General features: G+C 63.4%; 14 protein-coding genes. 4 read left to right on the top strand and 10 right to left on the bottom strand.

The annotated features are described in order from the left end of the window. Positions 1 to 137: 137 nt before the first annotated feature. On the bottom strand, positions 138 to 2,873 hold the full coding sequence (gene fliD / locus SH412_RS25760) for a flagellar filament capping protein FliD (protein WP_336520910.1): 2,736 nt from the start codon (positions 2,871 to 2,873) through the stop codon (positions 138 to 140). 754 nt (positions 2,874 to 3,627) lie between these two features. Between fliD and SH412_RS25755 the strand changes: the two genes are divergently transcribed. Beyond that, the gene (locus tag SH412_RS25755; protein WP_336520909.1) at positions 3,628 to 4,914 is read left to right on the top strand and encodes a beta-ketoacyl-[acyl-carrier-protein] synthase family protein; all 1,287 of its coding nucleotides are present in this window, start codon (positions 3,628 to 3,630) and stop codon (positions 4,912 to 4,914) included. A gap of 132 nt (positions 4,915 to 5,046) precedes the next feature. Next, positions 5,047 to 5,871 (top strand): pyrroline-5-carboxylate reductase, encoded by an 825-nt coding sequence (gene proC / locus SH412_RS25750; protein ID WP_336520908.1) that lies wholly within the window; start codon positions 5,047 to 5,049, stop codon positions 5,869 to 5,871. Between the two features lie 15 nt (positions 5,872 to 5,886). On the opposite strand, the gene SH412_RS25745 is transcribed toward proC, so the two are convergent. The 5 genes from SH412_RS25745 to SH412_RS25725 all read right to left on the bottom strand — a co-directional run bounded on the left by SH412_RS25745 (position 5,887) and on the right by SH412_RS25725 (position 12,960). Next, positions 5,887 to 7,731, bottom strand: coding sequence for an ATP-binding cassette domain-containing protein (locus SH412_RS25745; RefSeq protein ID WP_336520907.1), 1,845 nt, complete (start codon positions 7,729 to 7,731; stop codon positions 5,887 to 5,889). Then, positions 7,728 to 9,182, bottom strand: a complete 1,455-nt coding sequence (locus SH412_RS25740) for a hypothetical protein (RefSeq protein ID WP_336520906.1) — start codon at positions 9,180 to 9,182, stop codon at positions 7,728 to 7,730. The genes SH412_RS25745 and SH412_RS25740 overlap by 4 nt, the downstream gene beginning before the upstream one ends. Then, on the bottom strand, positions 9,179 to 10,213 hold the full coding sequence (locus SH412_RS25735) for a substrate-binding domain-containing protein (protein ID WP_336520905.1): 1,035 nt from the start codon (positions 10,211 to 10,213) through the stop codon (positions 9,179 to 9,181). Before SH412_RS25735 ends, SH412_RS25740 begins: the two co-directional genes overlap by 4 nt. 71 nt (positions 10,214 to 10,284) lie before the next feature. Then, the gene (locus SH412_RS25730) at positions 10,285 to 11,910 is read right to left on the bottom strand and encodes a hypothetical protein (protein WP_336520904.1); all 1,626 of its coding nucleotides are present in this window, start codon (positions 11,908 to 11,910) and stop codon (positions 10,285 to 10,287) included. 213 nt (positions 11,911 to 12,123) lie between these two features. Then, entirely contained in the window at positions 12,124 to 12,960 is an 837-nt protein-coding gene (locus SH412_RS25725; protein ID WP_336520903.1) for a PEP-CTERM sorting domain-containing protein, read from the bottom strand. Between the two features lie 379 nt (positions 12,961 to 13,339). Here SH412_RS25725 and SH412_RS25720 point away from each other — a divergent pair, with 379 nt between their 5' ends. Then, entirely contained in the window at positions 13,340 to 14,434 is a 1,095-nt protein-coding gene (locus tag SH412_RS25720; RefSeq protein WP_336520902.1) for a prenyltransferase/squalene oxidase repeat-containing protein, read from the top strand. A gap of 202 nt (positions 14,435 to 14,636) precedes the next feature. Here the strand turns inward: SH412_RS25720 and SH412_RS25715 are convergent, their stop codons facing one another. From SH412_RS25715 to SH412_RS25700, 4 genes are all read right to left on the bottom strand, one after another. Next, a complete protein-coding gene (locus tag SH412_RS25715; RefSeq protein WP_336520901.1) occupies positions 14,637 to 15,128 on the bottom strand; it encodes an Hsp20/alpha crystallin family protein in 492 nt (163 codons plus the stop codon). A gap of 92 nt (positions 15,129 to 15,220) precedes the next feature. Continuing rightward, a complete protein-coding gene (locus tag SH412_RS25710; RefSeq protein ID WP_336520900.1) occupies positions 15,221 to 15,421 on the bottom strand; it encodes a carbon storage regulator in 201 nt (66 codons plus the stop codon). An 89-nt stretch (positions 15,422 to 15,510) separates the two neighbouring features. After that, a complete protein-coding gene (locus tag SH412_RS25705) occupies positions 15,511 to 15,771 on the bottom strand; it encodes a hypothetical protein (protein ID WP_336520899.1) in 261 nt (86 codons plus the stop codon). Positions 15,772 to 15,806: 35 nt separating this feature from the next. Continuing rightward, complete coding sequence (locus tag SH412_RS25700; protein ID WP_336520898.1) at positions 15,807 to 16,271, bottom strand: response regulator; 465 nt, start codon at positions 16,269 to 16,271, stop codon at positions 15,807 to 15,809. 237 nt (positions 16,272 to 16,508) lie between these two features. Between SH412_RS25700 and SH412_RS25695 the strand changes: the two genes are divergently transcribed. After that, a complete protein-coding gene (locus SH412_RS25695) occupies positions 16,509 to 17,966 on the top strand; it encodes a PAS domain-containing sensor histidine kinase (protein WP_336520897.1) in 1,458 nt (485 codons plus the stop codon). The last annotated feature ends 4 nt before the right edge of the window (positions 17,967 to 17,970 follow it).

The following is a 17,970-nucleotide window of genomic DNA, read 5'->3' as shown; positions in this document are numbered from 1 at the left end:
TCCAGAATGTTGATCTTGAGTGCTGAAAGACACATCGTCCAATCGAGAGGAATTGCTGGTGCGCGGCTTTGAGCGCCGTTGCAGTCGTCATGAACCGAATCCGTTGTCCGACCGCCCTCCGTCTATCGGATCGGAAATCAATTCTCAGAGGAATTGGTGACCGCGTCGAACATCGCCTTGATGGCGTCCTGCTGTGTCTGCAATTGGGCAATGGCGTTATCCATTCTCTGGAACTGCCGGAGCAGAAAGTCCTGTCGGGTCTCCAGCAGCGACTCCAGATCGGCGATACGACTCGTCATCGAATCCGCGACAGTCCCCAACCCGTTAATCTCGACCGTCAAGGATCCTTTGGTCGAATCGTTGAGATTCGTCAAAGCGTCCAGAAACTTAACGCCGAAGCCGTTTTCGGCGTCGGTAAACAGCGACGTCACTTCTTCCGGGTTGCTCTGCAGCGTGTTGGCCAGTCGCGTGGAATCGACGGTCAGCTTCCCGCCGCTCGTCACCGTCACGCCGACATCCGCCAGCGATCGGACAGGGTCCCCCTGCCCCCCCCGGACGCGGTTGATCAAATCGGAAAAACGTTGCTGAATCCGCAGCAGAGTGCCGCTCCCCTGCAGCGCCGCCCGCGTGCTCGTCGCCGTGTCGTACTTGGAGAGCGTGGCGGCCGTGTCGACGTAGGAATTGTAGAGCGAGACAAAGTTGGAAATCGCGCTCTGGATCTTGCTCGTATCCTGAGTCGTCGTCACCGACGCGACCGAATCGCCGGTCTGCAGCAGCGACACGCTGATGCCGGACACGGCGTTGCTGAACGTGTTCGTATTCGACGTCACCAGGTAACTCGAAGGGGACGAGGCATTTCCGACGCGCAGGACCGCATCCTCCCCGGGCGTCTGCGTCGCGAAGTTCAGACCGAGCCCGCCGTCGTCAAATTTGAGCGAGCCCGCCGCTCCCGAGACGGTCGACGTCACGCTCAGTCGGAACGGATTCAGCGGAGAGCCGGTATTGACGACCGACGAGCGAAACATCCCCCCGGCGGAGTTGAGCTTCGTCGAAATCTGCGTCAGCGTGTCTGTCGCCTCAATGGTGATCACCGTCGACATGCGGCTGTCGATGTGATATTTGCCGTCGCCCCCCAGCGCCGCCGAATTGAGCAGCCGCAGGCCGGCGGCAGTCGTTCCCCCGATCTCCGAAACGACGGGCGTCCCGGCCCCCCCGGCGTCGTCCACGATCTCGAAGCCGTCCCCCGTGGAATTCAGCTTCGCCGTGACCTGAATTCCGCTGGCGGCGTTGATGCGGTCGATCACGTCGCCAATCGTCTTGACGCTGCTGGTGATGTTGATGACGGCCTGATTCCCCGCCGAGTCCGTAATCCGAAACGACCCCGTCGGGACCGAAGTCCCCTTTGGACCGTAGTTCGCCAGGCTCTGCGATTCCCCGATATACCGATGATAAAGGTTGCCGGAGCTGACGGTCGTCTGGGAGGCGCTCACCGCGATTCCCAGATCGGCCGCCACGGTCCCCCCGCCGACGTCGGCGATCACCAGGTCGCTGGCCGTCGCCCCGGACGTATCTTCAATGACGATGCCGGTGCCGTTGTCGTTGAGGCGGGCCGTCAACTGCAGCTTCACGTCGCCGACCGACGTCGCTGAATTGATGGCGCTCAGCACTTCGTCGAGAGACTCGGCGGCGCTCAAGTCGATGGTCGCCGTCGTTCCAGTCCGGTCCGTCAGAGAAATTTCGCCGCGCGTGGCGATCCCCTGACCGCCGCGGAGATTCCTCAGCAGCACGCTGTCGAGACCGGCGATCAGACGATTTCCGGTCAGCTCGTTTCCGCTGGCGGCGACGTCGAGTCCCAGCACGGTCGCCGCATTGCTCCCCGGCGCACTGGCGACAGAGAGCGATCCGCCGCCGCCGGTGTTGTCGGTGAGTTTCAGCCGGCCATCGACCAGCTCCGCCGTCAGTTTGCCCTCATTGCCGGTCGCGCTGTTGATCGTGCTGACGACATTTCCCAGCGTCGCCGCGTCGTCCAGATTGACCGCCAGGATTGAGCCGTCCTTCAGGGTCAGCACCAGGTCGGAGGAACCCGTGGACCGGCGAATGCCGTTGCCGTCGTCGAGCAGCCCCAGCGTGAAGTCGCTGTTGACGGTCAGGATGTCACTGCCGGTCAGCGAATCGGCGCTGACAGAGCCAAGAATTCCCAGGTTTGCCGCCGTCGTTCCTCCGCCGATTTCCGCGACCTGCAGATTGGTTGCGGTCGATCCGGTCGTGTCGGTCAGCGTCAGGCGACCACCCAGCGTGGAGGCGGCGACGCCGATCGAGGAGCTGTTGATCGCCGTGACGACGTCATCGATCGTGACGGCGTTTCGCAGATCGATACTGGCCGATGTCCCGCTGCGGTCGGTGATTTTGATCTGACCGCGCTGGACGCCGACGCCGTCATTCAGGAGTTCGAGCCGGAGCGGTCGATTCAGGTCGCCGCCGGAGCTGATGACGATCTGGCCGGCTCCGACCGTCTGGGTGGCGGTCGCGTACCCGCGCGACAGCGACTGATTGGTCGACGCCAGCCGCACGGACTGGAGCGCATAGGTGCTGGCGGTGGCGCCGGACTGCGTGGTAACTGAAAACTGAGACGGGCTGGAGTTCTGGACGGTGAGAGCTTTGAAGGTGCTGGAGGACTGGAGCGATACGGCCGACGTCGTCAGCGACAACAGGCTGGCCTGAATATTGCTGAGGGCGGTCTGTTGCGCCTGGATGTCCTTCAGGCGGGTCTCGAGCTGATCGATCGGCTTATGCTCAACCCCGATAATGGCTTTGACGAGCGCACCGATGTCGATGCCGCTCGCCAGGCCGGTCGTGGATTGAATGGTCGACATAAGATGAGCCCGGAGCTCCGCGAGGCGTTTCTGGGAATCCTAGATTGCCGACTGGGACTCCGCGGGGCGCCTGCATCCCCTTCGTTGAGATCGTCCATCTGGAATGTCCGTTTGGAAGGAAATAGCGAAGCGTTCGGTTGTAGCGACTGCGAAAACCCCGCCGGCAACAGAGCTTTTTCGACATAACTTTTTGTATACATATTCACGGAAGATTTCTTGACAATTTCGCGATTGCCGGGTGTAATTACTCGGTGAATTGCGGACTTCATCATCGGTTCGGGCAGGGGTGCCTGAATCGAGAGCTGTTCTCGACTGTGCCGCTGGGGTCCGCCGACGGGGTTCGTTGGCGGATGGTGCATCGAAAGAGGCGGAAGTCTGCAATTGACTTGGGTGTTCCTGAAATCTGGAGCAGTCTCGATCCGGAGTACGGATCGGGTCGTCGGGGTGGTTCCGTGGAAAGAGATTTCCTCGGAAACGTTTCGGCGGCATTGTGAGGCTGCTCTGCACGGCGACGCATTCGCAGACCGATAACAACAGAGACGAGCTGCTGAAGTCGCGGAAGCGACTTGGCGTCTCAGAATTGTGGTTTTGGCTGCATTTCCAAGCGGCGTAACGAGTTGCGCTGTAACTGCCGGCCTGGCGGAGTCCGAAGGATCTTAGGGCCGGGAGGCGGGGACCGCCGTCGGAAAGTGCACTGGGGTAGAAACCGCTCTCCGAGGGATGCCGGGGCGCGGGTTGCGAACAAGGTCAGGCTATGACGGCTCAGGCCGCTTTTCCCCGCGTGGTCGTCTCCGGAATCGGAGTCGTATCGCCGATCGGTATCGGGTGCGACCCCTTCTGGTCGAACCTTATTTCCGGTCGCTCCGGGATTGATGTGTTGTCCGCGTTTCCGGCCACGAATCTGCCTTCGAAGCTGGCTGCGGAGATTCACGACTTCGATCCGCTGCAGTTCATCCAGCAGAAGAAATTCCTCAAAGTCATGTCCCGCGACGTGCAGCTCGGGGTTTCCTCGGCGTCGATGGCCATGAAGGACGCGGGGCTGACCCGCGGCGATATTGACCCGGAGCGCCTGGGCGTGGAGTTTGGCGCTGGGCATATTTCCACCACTCCGGAAGAGCTGGCGGATGCTGCTCGCAAGATGCAGGGGTGCGTCGACGACGACGAGAGCTTCACCCGCTGGGGTGAAGACACGATGGGGCAGATCTGTCCCCTCTGGCTGCTGAAGCAGCTTCCGAACATGCCGGCGTGCCACGTGGCGATCGAACACGATGCCCGCGGGCCGAACAATACGATTACCGCCTGCGAGTCTTCCGCGCTGCTGGCTATCGCTGAGGCTGTGCGGGTGATTCAGCGCGGCCGCGCCGACGCGATGATCGTCGGCGCCTGCAGTTCCTATATTCATCCCCTGGAGATCGCCCGGCTGAACCTTTACGAAAGCCTGTCCCGCGGGGAAGATCCCGCGTCGGCCTGCCGTCCGTTCGATCTGCATCGCGACGGAACGGTCGTGGGCGAAGGGGCAGCGGCCTTCGTGCTGGAAAGCTACGAGCACGCAATTCGCCGGGGCGCTTCGATCTACTGCGAGATCGTCGGCGTCGGCGGCGGCTCGGACGGCGCTTCCGACCGGGAATCGGGCGTCGGCCTGGAACGCGCCATTCAAGCAGCCCTGCGGCAGTCGCAGATGACTCCCCGCGATCTCGGGCACATCAACGCACACGGCAAGGGAACGCGACGGGACGATATTGCAGAAGCCCGCGGGTATCAGCGGGCGCTGGGGCAGATTGCCGAAAAGATTCCGGTGACAGCGCTGAAGAGTTACTTCGGTCACTTCGACGCCGGCGCCGGTGCGGTGGAACTGGCCGGCAGCCTGCTGGCGATGCAGCACGGGCAGCTTCCGATGACCCTCAATTACCGGACGCCGGACCCGCTTTGCCCGCTGAATATCGTGCACAGCGAGCCGATGCAGATGAGCAATGGCATTGCGCTGAGCGTCAACCGGACTCGGATGGGACAGAGCGCCGCTGCGGTGATCCGGGCCGTCTGACGACTTTGGCCCGCCGCGGGCGTACAATTTTCCACATTCCGAGCGACCCCGGCCGAGACCATCGCCGGGGTCGCTCGCTTGCTGGACCGCACCCGAACCGCCTCCGCCAGACGCGGACAAGGAGTTGACTCCATGACAGCGACCGCCCCGCCCCCGGTGATTGGCTTTCTGGGGGCCGGCCAGATGGCCGCCGCCCTGGGCAAAGGGTTTGTCACGGCGGGCGTCGTCGGTCCGGATCACCTCTTAGGCTACGATGTCTCCGCGGATGCAATGCAGCGCTTTGCGGCGGCGACGGGCGGAAAGGCGGTCTCCGGCGTCGCCGAGCTCCTGATCGCCGCGCGCCTGATCGTCTTGTCGGTGAAACCGCAGCATATTCCGGACGTGCTGACGCAGATTCGCGATCTCGTCACTTCCGATCATCTCGTGGTCTCGATTGCGGCGGGGCAGTCGCTGACTCGCATCTCCGCCGGGCTGCCGCCTGGAACCCGACTGGTGCGCGTGATGCCCAATACCCCCTGTCTGGTCGGCGAAGGGGCCAGCGCATTTGCGATGGGTCCGCATTGCCGTCCCGGCGACGCCCAACTGGTGGAGATGTTGCTGTCGACGACTGGGCTGGCGGTGGAAGTGCCGGAGAAATTGCTCGACGCGGTGACCGGTCTGTCCGGCAGCGGTCCGGCGTACGTGTATCAGATCATCGAAGCTCTCAGCGACGGCGGCGTACGAATGGGGCTGCCGCGCGACGTGGCAACCCGGCTGGCGGCTCAAACGGTGCTGGGGGCCGCGCAGATGGTGCTCGCCACCGGGCAGCATCCGGGGCAGCTCAAGGATGCGGTCACGAGTCCCGGCGGCACTACGATTGCCGGCCTGCATGAGCTGGAGCGCGGCGGTTTGCGCGGAATTCTGATGAACGCCGTCGAAGCCGCCACAGAACGTTCGCGGGAGCTGGGACAAGGCTGATCCGGACGTCTCCGGCTATAACTCCAGCCGCACGAGTCGGCGATTGCCGGTGTCGCAGATCAACAGCCGCCCCTGGGAGTCGACCGTCAGTCCCCAGGGGGTCATGAGCTGGTTCTCCCCACCGCCCGGCGTTCCGAAGCGGCCGAGCAGTTTGCCGTCGAGGTCGATCGCCGTCACGCGACTGCCGCCATACTCGACGACGAGCAGCCGGTCGTCGGGTGTGAGAGCGACGTCGTAGGGGTAGTAGAGCGACGCGCCGTCCGCGCCGTCGGCGATCACCTTGACGAACCGGCCCTGTTCGGTAAAGACCTGGACGCGGTTGTTGAATGCGTCGACGACATAGAGCAGCCCGTCGCGCCAGACGATCCCGCTGGGACGCTGGAACTCTCCCGGCGCCGTACCGAAACTGCCGAACTCGCCGACGTACGTTCCGTCCGGCCGAAACATCTGCACGCGGTCGTGACCGCCGTACTCGCAGACAAACAGCGTTCCCGACGGAGACTGAATCACCTTCACCGGATAGATGAACTCGCCCGGCCCTTCGCCCAGTTTGCCGAACCGCAGTTGCTCGATTCCCTGCTGATCGAAGACGACTACACGGTGATAGTGCGTGTCGGCGACGGCGACGCGACCGTCCTGCAGGACGCAGACCCCCTCGGCTTTGCCGATGTCGTAGTCCGGCATCCACCACTCGCGGAGCAGCTCGCCCGCTTCGTCGTACACCAGCACCCGGCCGGCGTTGTCGAGGACATACAGCGTGCGATCCGGCCCGGGGCCGATGCCGCGCGGCGCCGGCATGCGGCCTGCGTGGGCGGGCAAGGACCAGGACTCAGTTTCATGGGCGGAGAGCGCCGGTTCGTCCGGCCCACTGCAGCCGGGAATCAGAGCCAGAACCAGGATGAGCAACCAGGGCAGCAGCCGGAGTCGGACTCGCCCGCCAACGTCGAGGGGCCGTTCGGGGACGCGGTGCAGCAGCCGGATTTCAAGATTCTGGCCGTCCTGCCGCATGCGGGATTCGCAATATTGCCCCAGCCTTTGACTGCCGAGAAGTTCGCAAGGGCCATCGCTTTCGGCTTCGACGACGAGCGACTCCGGACGAATGCAGGGATGACGCTCCGACAGCGAATCAGCCAGCCAGCGGGTCCGGCTGGAGTCGTCGAGCCAGTTGGCCGGTCCGAGCAGCTCCGCCAGGTCGAGCGAAGGGGGGCAATGGTAGAGCTCAGCAACAGAACCGGCATACGTCAGACGGCCGGCTTCCAGGCAGATCACGTGCGCGGCTTCCCGCAGGACGGCTTCCCGATCGTGAGTGGCAAAGACCAGGTGACTGCCGGATCGCTGCAGTTCGCGGCGCACCGCCTGCCAGAACCGAACCTGGCGACCGGCCTCGACATGCGACAGCGGCTCGTCGAGCACGAGGATCGAAGCCTCCGTCGCCAGCGCACGAACAACATTGAGCCGGGAGCGTTCGCCGAGCGAAAGTCTCTCGGGCCGCGCATTCACCAGCGCCGTCAGATCGAAGTCCTTGAGTAATCCATCAATGCGGTCCGCCGCCGTGCCGGCCGGCGCAACGGTCGTGAGATGCTCGCGAACCGTCAGATGCGGCCACAGCCCATCGTCGGGCGGTCCCCAGAAAAGATCGGCCTGTCCGGTCGGGGCAGGTTGGCATCGAATGATTCGGCCGGAGCCGGGCGTTTCGAATCCGACCAGCAGCGACAGCAGCGAAGATTTGCCGGCTCCCGAAGGCCCGAGGACCGCGGTCACGCCTGCCGGAACGTGGAGCGTGACGTCGTCCAGGCGGGGTTGAGGCCGCCCCTGCAACGTCACCCGTTCGAGTCGCCAGAGGTTGGATGCGGTCGTCATGCTGACTCAGGTTCCGCCGGCGGCTGCGAATCCGAAGGCGTGTTCGTTCGTTGCCGACGGGCAAACATCCCGCTCAGAAGCGGGACAAGTGACAAAACGGCCAACGCCCCGATCAGCGGCGTCAGCAGCAGCACGGCGGCCTCGGCAGAGAGAGCAGCCGAGCGACCGTAGTGCATGAAATTGTAGAGCCGCACGATCCCGGGAACCATGCCGGTGGGATTCAGGAGGTAGGCGGTGGTGACATCCAGGTAACCCCACCAGCAGACCAGTCCGACCGCCAGGCAGGCTGGTAGATGCTCCAGCCGCCAGACGAGCCCGCGACTGGCCGCGTTGCGTCCTGCCATCGCAGCGGTCATGCGGGCCGTATGAACGGGCGAGCCGGGCCTGATCCGTTGCAGCCAGACCTGCAGCAGCGCTGCGCGGGGCAGCAGGAGAATCGTCAGCCCCAGGATCCACGGGAGAGGGGTGTCATACGCGAAGTTCAGCCATCCGCGCTGAAACAGATTCACGAGCGTCAGTCCGACGACCAGCGAACCGCAGCAGCCCGGAATCAGCCACAACCAGCGGGCGGACCAGCCCGCCCGAGGGCGAATCTGGTCCGCCAACCACCACGCCAGTCCGCCCGCGCACGTGGCGACGCCGACGCCGCCCACCAGCTCGCGTCCGAGACCCGCCCACTGCAGCCGCTGCAGGAGGTGGGCACTGAGTGCGCTCCAGCTCGTGCGCAACATCAGGACAATGGGCACGACGCACACGAGAAGGATCGCCGCGGCAAGATAGCCCCGGCACATCCACGCGATCAACGGGTGCGGCGGCGGCGGGATTTCTCGCGACCAGCCGCCAGTGCTGCGAGTGACGAGGAGGAGGATCGGCAGGAGAACGACCAGCTCGCCAAGGAGCGGGAGCACCGCCAGTCGCCACGACGTCGAAAGCGGGAGGCCTCCGACCTGCGCTACGAACAGCCAGTCCGCCCAGGAAACCGTCTTGAGCAGAGCCGCCAGCTCAAACTCCTGAAACAGGACAAACCACATCAACCCCAGGGCCGGAACGGACCGGCGGACCGAGCGCTCCCAGATCCAGCGGAGGGGACTGCCCGGATTTCGACCAGTCCTGCGGAGCAGTTGGCGGAGATGCCAGGCGGACGCCGAGACGCCGGCGGGGGGGGCAATCAGCAGCGTCACTGCGCCGATCGGAATGATTCTCAGCCAGAGGAGGAGACAGCACAGTCCCTCGGCCGACCAGGGGAGGCCGGCGACCCACGGTGCATAGGCGTAACCGGTGACGAGCTCCGGAAACAGGAACGGTGCGAGCAGCAGCAGCAGGCCAAGGGATCGTCGAGGGCCGGGAATGTGCCGCAGATGCTCCGCAAGGGCCGAGCTGACCGGCCAGGCCAGCAGGGTCAGCAGCACGCTTCGAAACAGCGTCCACCCGCAGGCGGACAGCCAGGTCACTCGAGGTACTCCGACTTGAGCCAGGCGAGGCACGCGTCACGATTCGGGAGCAGATCCCGCAGGTCGTGCCCTTCCGCCGCCCGGGGAAGCAGCTCGCGGACTTCAGCGGGAACTTCGGCGTCGGGAACTTTGCCCAGCGGAATCTGTCGTGCGGTCGATCGCGCCAGCGCCAGCTCGGTCTGCGCCGACAGCAGGTAGTCGACCAGCAGTTCCGCATCGCCCCGGCGGCTTGTGCCGCGGATAATGGCGACGGTATTGGGAATCACGATCGTTCGCCCCTCGACCTTCAGCGGCAGCATCCGAACGGGCGCTCCGGCCTCCAGAGCCGCAAACGTGTCGTCGGTGTCGGTCCAACCCGCCGAGCAGGTCCCGGCGGCAACCATGTCCTTGACGAGTCCGTTGCCGTTCACCTCGCGCACGCCGCGCTGACGGACGTCGCGATGCCACGCCTTCAGTTGATCCGGCCCCCACAGTTTCCAGAGCAGGCTGTATTGCGTGAGGGTGGTGCCGTAGAGCGGTTTGGCGACCGCCAGCGTCCGCGGGTTGTCCGTCCAGAGCTGATCGAGCGAGGCTTCGGTGGCTTCCGGCAGCAGCCCGGTATTCACGATCCAGACACGCAGGCGGGCGCCGAACCCGGTCCAGTTCCCCTCGGGGTCGCGATACTGCTGCGGAATGCGTTTCCAGCCGGCGCCCCGATAGGGTTCCAGAACTCCCTCGGATTGCAGGTGGAGCATGCCGAGCAGCTCGTTGTTCCAGAAAACATCGCAACGGGGCCGTTCGCGTTCCTGCAGCAGCAGATTGATCAGCCCCAGCGACTTCGTGGCCTCGGTGTCGAAGCGGACTTCGACGGGGATCCCGAGCTCCTGTTCGAACTGTCGGAGGATCGATTCGGCATACACCGCATCGTGGCTGCAATAGACGACCAGCGGAGCGTGGCCGTTCACCGACCTTCGGCCGGTGCTCCAGACGAGGAGCACGAAGGCGGCGGCGATCGCAGGGAGCCACAACCAGTGATGTCGGGAAGCTGGCATGCGGACGGCCGACTCCGGAAACAGGGCTCAAATCGAGCGGGGAGCGCGAACGTCGGGAAACGCGAGAAACTTCAGCGGTCCGATTTCTGATCGGCTTCGAGCGCATCGAAATAGCGCTTGATGCCATCGACGTATCCCGGAGGAACCTGTTCCTGCAGGATGGCTTCATTGACTCCCTGCTTCACCTGCTGGACGGCGGCTTTGTACTGCACCTGCGCCTGAGGTTCGTCCTGATCGGGGGCCGCACGGGTCTTCATCGACATCAGCACTTTGCCGAGCGTCATCTGCGACTTGGACTCTTCGTCCTTGAAGCCGGTCTTCACGGAATCATCTTCAGGAGCCGCTCCGCCCCGGCCCATCCCCTCGTCGCCCATTCCTTCGCCCTCGTCATATTTTCCTTCGGCCAGGAGCTGGGCATAGAGCTCTTCGTAGTCGGCGAGAGACTCGCACTGACCGGCGGCCATTTCCCCGTCGAGCATTTCCTGCTCGTTGAGTTTCTTGGCCATCTGCAGCGTCTTGAGGGCCTGCTCGAGCTGCTGCATGTCTTTCATCGAGACCGCCAGCTCTTCGAATTCCTTCCCGGCGAGGTCCATCGATTCCATCGCCGCCTGCAGGGCTTCGGGCGTCAGGTCCTGCATTTTGGACAGGTCGAGCTGCTCCTTCGCCCGCTTGAGGGCGGCGCTCATCTCGGGGGACCCCAGTTTATCGCGGGCCATCCGTTCGAGCTTGTCCATCCGCTGCTTGAGCTCCTGCTCGACCTTCTGCTGTTCGGCGGGATCGTCGGTTTTCGCCAGCTTCTGAAGCGCGTCCTTCATACCCTCCAGTTCGCGCTTGAGACTTTCTGCGGACCCGTTCTTCAGATCCTCCATCATCTTGCGCAGCTCTTCGTCGCTGGCCATGCCGAACTGCTGGTCGGAGAGAGAGTCGCTGTTTTTGAGGAACTCTTTCAGCTTGCTCTCGCTGAGGCCACGCCACATCTCGCCCAGCTTCTTCTGCTCGGCCATCAGCGCCTGCAGGTTTTCCTTCTTTTCCTTCGGCTTGGTCTTGTTGAACGCGAACTGCAGGTCTTTGAGGGCGCCCTCGGTCGGGTCGGACTCTTCCCGTTCCTCGGCCTGCTTGCGAACTTCGGCCAGGCGCAGCGCGGTGGCTTTCTTGGAATCGTCGAGGCGGACCTTGCGCTGTTCGATGACGTTGGCCTGCGCGAGCTTCTGGAATGGATCGAGCTGCGGGAGGAAAACCCAGCCGAGCACGACGACCGCGGGCGCCCAGAGCAGATTCCAGTACTTCTTCTGCCACGCAAACGGCAGCACTTTCTGCGGCGAGACCGACCCCGCCCGCTGCTCGGCGGCCAGCAGCACGAGAGGCTGATACTCTCCCGCCGAGGTCTTGAGCATCGATAACGTCAGGTAGAGATCCTTGGTTCCCGCCCAGCCATCGACCGCCCGGGCGGCATCCACGGCCGTCGGCCGACGGAGCAGGACGAACGCCGCCAGCAGCGCTAAAGCCGGCAGGATCAGCAGGGACCACCACGTGAAGAGCTGCGGCCCGTAACCGGTCAGACGCGCCACGAGCAGTCCTGCGGCATACACCGCGCAGAGAACAAGCAGCGAGCGATACCAGCAGCGGCCCAGCGCGGCGAGAAACAGCCGGCGGCGGACGGAGGACAGCAGCCGCACGGAAAGGGGCGAATCGATCATGAGAGGGGCTCCTCGGAACTCGACATCTGTTAAGGCTATCGGACCGAGGGGAGCCGGGCAAGGAGATTTTTGCAAGGAATCGTCACTCTGGCCAACGACTCATCGGCAGTCTCTGTCTGCAAGTGATCGCGATATGGCGAGCAGAACGAGAACAGGGCCGCATGCGACTGCACGACGGCCCTGTTCTGGCGTCAGATAATGTCGTTGCGCAGCCTACTTGCTCCGCTTGACGGCGCGCCGGGCAAATGCCGCGAGCACGCCGATCGCTGCGAGCGCCAGGGAAGTCGGTTCGGGAACGACCGGTCCGCCTCCGCCAACAGGGTCGGCATTCAGGATGATATTGTCGAACGCAAACACTTCGGAACCGCCGTCGTTCGTACCGGCCGTGTAGCGGAGGGTGAGCAGATTGCCTGTTCCGAGGATTGCGGAGGTCCCGAGGGTGGTGAACGAGTTGTCGATGATCCGCGTCCCGAGATCGTCGGTGAGCTTCAGCGGATCGGCCAGGTTAACGACGAATCCGCCTTCCATCGTATACCCGAAGGTGTCGTTGTTGTCCCCATTGATGTTGAAGATCGTCGAGAATCCGCCGCCGTCGATTGCAACTTCGAAAATGTGGCTGTTATCGCCAGCTTCGAAGTCGCCCATCGCGCTGAAGAGAATCTGCAGCGACAGGTTGGTCAGTCCGGCGATGTCGAACGTCCAGGTTGCGGTGCCCCGTCCCCCCGGCTGGTCCGGGTTCAGGAGATCTTCGACGCCGAAGAATTTGTCTGTCTTTGCCGTTGGAACGACCCCGAAGCGATCTGCCGGAAACGAACCCGCCGAGTCGTCGGCGAAGTCGAAATTCACAGTTCGGTCGGTCACGCCAAAGACATCGAAGATGCCGTTCGGGAAGTGAGGGCTGCCCGTGGTCGGCGAGATGGAAAACGATTGCAGACGTGCGTCCGAGCCGCCATCGAAGTCATCGATGACCAGCGGAGCCGCGTCGGCGGAGCTGATGAGGCCCGCCCCGACGACGAGCAGCGAAGAGAGTTTTCGGAGGTAACAGTTCACGACGAAATCCCTGAAATCCGGAGGAACGTGGATGGCGACCAGCGAATCTTCGAATCGCCGATCGCGGTTATGCGGATTACAGGGAGTTTAGGAGAGATGCTGTGGATTAAATGAATGGTGTGCGAATGTTCGATGAGGCGACGGCATTTTTGTCAGCGCGGCCAGTCGAAAACACTGCAACCAATTACTGAGAAATCACTTACGTGACGATTCGAACTTGCGGGAATTCTCGATCAAACAACTGGGATGAAGGATCCATGTCCGATTTCCAGGGCCGATCTCGGCCTCGTCAAATCTTTCCTCGCTCGAAGCAACGCTTCGCGTTACGATCTCATCAATGCTTGCCAATATGTAATTACTCTTGTCTGGAGTAGCCGTCATGCCGACTCGCGGTCTGCTGATTCTTGCGGCTCTTTTCTCTATCCCGTCGGCAGTGACCCGCGCTGAGGACAAACCTCAGTACGAGTTCGGCGACATCAGGATTCCGCAGGCCTCGGCGGCGGAACCGGTCCGCAGCGAAGTCTCCGTCGAACATGCGCTGCGTTATCTCGACCAGGGGGCTGCTGCCTGGAACGGGGCGCGGAAATGCGTCAGTTGCCACACCAACGGGACCTATATGACGGTCCGCCCGGCTCTCACGCCGCAGCTTGGTGCGCCGCCAGAGGCGATGCGGGACCACTTTGTCGCTCAGCTCGCCGAGCTGGCGAAAGTCGAACTGCGCGATCTGAAAAAGTCGACGAAGCCGGCTCAGGTGATCTATACCGCCGCGGGACTGGCCGAGTGGGATGCGCACGTGTCGAAGACGCTGTCGCCCGAAACCGACCAGGCGCTCAAGCTGATGTTTGCGATTCAGCTCGACAGCGGGACGTGGGGAACGCTCGACTGCTGGCCGCCCTACGAGTCCGACGCCTTTCACGAAGCGACCGTCGCCGCGATGGCGATGGCCGCGGCCCCCGGCTGGCTGGCGACCATCAAGGACGAAGCGCTGCTGGCGCGCGTCGAGAAACTGAAGAACTACTTGCGGACCCAGACGCCGCCGCACGACTATGGCCGCACGCTCCTGCTCTGGACGTCGACCCGGCTGCCGGACCTGCTGGCGGACGACCAACGTCAGCAGCTCGTCGACATGCTCTGGAAGCACCAGCGGGCCGACGGCGGCTGGTCGATCCGGACATTTGCCACGCCGGAAACCTGGGGGAGCGGCAATCGAGCCGAGAAGCTCAAGGGGGAGCCGGAATTTGCCGATCCGCCCAGCGACGGCCATCAGACGGGCCTGGCGATCATCGTGCTGCGGCAGTCGGGCGTCCCGGCCAGCGATCCCCGGCTGCAGCAGGGGGTGAAGTGGCTCCGCACCCATCAGCAGGAGTCAGGTCGCTGGTGGACCCGCTCGCTGAACACCGACACCTGGCACTTCATCACCTACAGCGGCACAGCGTTCCCGGTCCTGGCGCTGGCCTTGTGCGACGCGCTGTAGTTCCTGACAGAGATCTCTCCGTCAATTCGGGGGGCATGCCCCAGAGGCTTTGCGAAGGGCGTGGTCTTCAGGCGACGAAGACACGCCCTTCGAAGACTCAGGGACGCGCCGCCCAGATTGACTCTCCCATTCCTGTCAACGCCGCCGAATGCGGCATCCACGTCCAACCCATCTCTGAGTCGGCAGAAGCCGGCCGTGCCGGTTAGCCCTGAACGGGGATTTTGCGGCCTTTGCCTTCGGCGGTTTTGGGGAGGGTGACCTGCAGCACGCCGTTCTTGTACGTGGCGTCGATGTGCTTTGCATCGACGAACGGCGGCAGGGTCATCGAGCGGTAGAACTCGCTGGTAGAGAACGACTCGTCGTCCTTGGCGCCTTTCTTCTTCTCTTCGTGGCGAGCCTGCAGGACCAGATTGTCGCCGCGGAGCTCGACGTTGAAGTCGCCGGCTTCGAAGCCGGGGGCTTCGGCATTGATCACGTAGGCTTCCGGCTGATCTTCGATGTCGAACGACCAGCGCAGGTCGAAGCGTTCGGCGTTCCAGATTGCGGGGACGTCGTGGAAGAGCTTGTTCCAGAGTTCGTCGAATTCCTGTCGCATGCGATTGAGGGCGGGGAAGCCCAGACCCTGCAGGGGTTCTCGCGACAGAGTCGTCTTCTCGCCGGTTTCTTTTTTCGGCTTGGTGACTGCTGATGTCATGGTCTGTCTCTCCGTTCGGGGCATTCGGAAATCCGGACGGCGACGATCACCCTCCGGGAACCTTCGGGCCGAGGCCCGCTGGGATCCAGAATTCAGTTGACGGAACCGGCCAGCTCAAGCTCCCGACGCGGCGCCGGGGCTTTCAGCGTGGTCGTTGGGACGCGGCGGATCGAGGTTTCCAGCGGGGCGGCGATCCCGAGCGTGACCCGGTTGCCCCGCACCGACAGCACGACGACTTCGATGCCGTCGCCAATGACAATCCGCTCGTTGATCTTGCGAGTCAGCACCAGCATGAGACTTCCTCCCTGAAATGGCGGCGGACGCCCGCAGGTTCCCCCCTACGGTTGGCGTTCCGCAGCGAAAACTGTCGATCATAAGACGGTTAACGAGCCGTCACTTCCAGTTGATTGTCGACTTCCAGCTCCGTCCCGAACCGGTCGAGCAGCAGGCTCTGCGCCATCTGCTTCAGATAGAAACTGGGAACCTGGCCGCTGAGCGCCAGCCGACGATCGACGACACGGCAGCGGACTTTGCGCAGCGCCGGGAATGACGATTTCCACAATTCTTCGCGTGCGGCCGATTCCGACGAGATCTCATCGGGATGCTGCTCGGTGGCGTCGACTCGCAGCAGTTGAATCTTCATGGACTTCCTTTTCGCAGCACTCGACTTCGAATTGTTCACGCGAACGCCGCACCGCCGCCGCCGATCTCATGCGATGCACTGCCGTCCCAGAACTGCCGGCCGGCGGATGCCGCGCGAACGGCGTCCCGCAGCACGTCCGGTTCTTCCCCTTTGGCGACCAGCCCCACCGCACCCAGTTCGCGACAGCGGCGGATGGTCTCCGCCCCGCTCTGAATCGTGTGCATCACCACGGGGAGAGACAGCCCCGCCGCCCGAATCAGTTCCAGGAACCGGTAACCGTCGGATTCCGGCATCCGCACGTCGACCAGCGCCACGTCCGCCGCGTGCTGCTGCAGTTTCTCAAAGGCTTCTTCGCCGCTGGCGGCCTCCGCAACAATCTCGATTCCCGAGCCCGCGAATGTCATTCGCAACCCCTCGCGAACGAGCTTGTGGTCGTCGGCAATCAGCAGTTGAACTCGCATGGATGCAGGTAATCGCGTCTCGGCGGATCTGTCGTACATGATGCGGCAGATTCTGCCGATCCGCGTCAAATCCGACTATCGGAGAACCCGCCGTTTTCGACTGGTTCGATTCCTGAAGGTGCGAGTGGTGAAACCCGCCATTTTCCGTAAGGAGTTTCACCAGCCCCTTGCCTTTGATCCGCACAGATTTGAGAATCGGTTGGCCCGAGTTGCTCCGGGGGTTGGCTGGCAGCCGCTTGCTGCGGTTCGATTCTGCTGCGGACGGGAATTCGGGAAATGTCGGATCTCGATCAGTTGCCTGAAACCGGAGGTTCGATTCATACCGCGAACTCGCCCCTCCACGACGAAATCTACGAGCAATTCATCGAAGCCGTTCACGACTACGCGGTCCTGACGCTCGATTCCGCCGGTTGCATCAGTTCCTGGAATCATGGCGCCGAACGCCTGTTCGGTCGCTCCGGGGCGGACGCTCTGGGCCGGCCGGTCGAAGAACTTTGTCCGCCTGCCGACCGCGCTGATCGCAAATTGCAGCGCTGCCTCAGCGCTGCCGACGCGCTCGGCCGGACTGATCTCGAACTGCGGCTGACGCGCGGCGACGGGTCCTTCGAGGCGCGCGTGGACCTCTCGCTTCTCCGCTCAGCCACCCATGAGGGCGGCGGTTACTGCCTGATCGCCCACGACCTGACCGTTTACCGACAACGTCTCCGCGAGTTGACCGATCAGAAGCGGAGATTGCGGTCCATCGTGGAAACGGCCATCGACGCGATCATCATCATCGACAACCGCGGCCTGATCGACAGCGTGAATCGCGGAGCCGAGCGAATGTTCGGATACGCTCAGGAGGAACTGCTCGGTCGCAATGTCAGCCTGCTGATGCCCGAACCCTACGCCTCGGAGCACGACGGCTACATTCAGCGATACCTGCAGACGGGAAACGCCAGGATCATTGGAATCGGCCGCACCGTCCAGGCCCGCCGCAAGGATGGTTCGCTGTTTCCCGCGGATCTGGCCGTCAGCGCTTTCGAAGACGGTCGTCCGTACTTCACCGGCATTCTTCGCGACGTCACAGTCCGCAAGTCGCTGGAGGCAGAAATTCTGCACATCGCCGAGACCGAACAGCGCCGCATCGGCCAGGAGCTCCACGACGACATTCAGCAGCAACTGACGGGGCTGACGCTGTTCGCGCGCCATCTGGCGGACGGACTCGGGGCCGTCGCCGGCGACGATCCGCGCCTGGCGTCGCTGCAGAAGATTGCGCTGCGGATCGCCAACGGCCTGCGCGAGACCAACCAGTCGCTACGGGAACTGGCCCGCGGGCTGGTGCCGCTGCACGTCGACTCCGAAGGGCTGAGTGCCGCGCTCGCGAGTCTGGCGAAGCAGGTCCGGGAACTGTATGCGATCGACTGCGCATACGCCGGCGAACCCACTCTGTCTGGACTGGATGCTCAGCAGACGACTCATCTCTACCGCATCGCGCAGGAAGCCGTCCAGAACATTCTCAAGCATGCGTCTGCCAAGAAAGTGTCTATCCGGTTGTTCGAGCGGGACGCGCAACTGGCGCTGGAAATTTCCGACGACGGCGTCGGCGTCGATCGTGAGGCTCAGTCATCGGGACGCGGTCTCCACATCATGGCCCACCGGGCGGACCTGATCGGCGCGGTGCTGACGGTTCGCCGCGGCGAACCGGATGGTACGATCGTCTGCTGTGCCTTGCCTTTTCCTCGGTCCGCTTAGCCCG

This window comes from Planctellipticum variicoloris, assembly GCF_030622045.1.
GTDB lineage: Bacteria > Planctomycetota > Planctomycetia > Planctomycetales > Planctomycetaceae > Planctellipticum > Planctellipticum variicoloris.
Note: the sequence above shows the minus strand (reverse complement) of the source record. Positions and strands in the feature narration are given on the sequence as shown.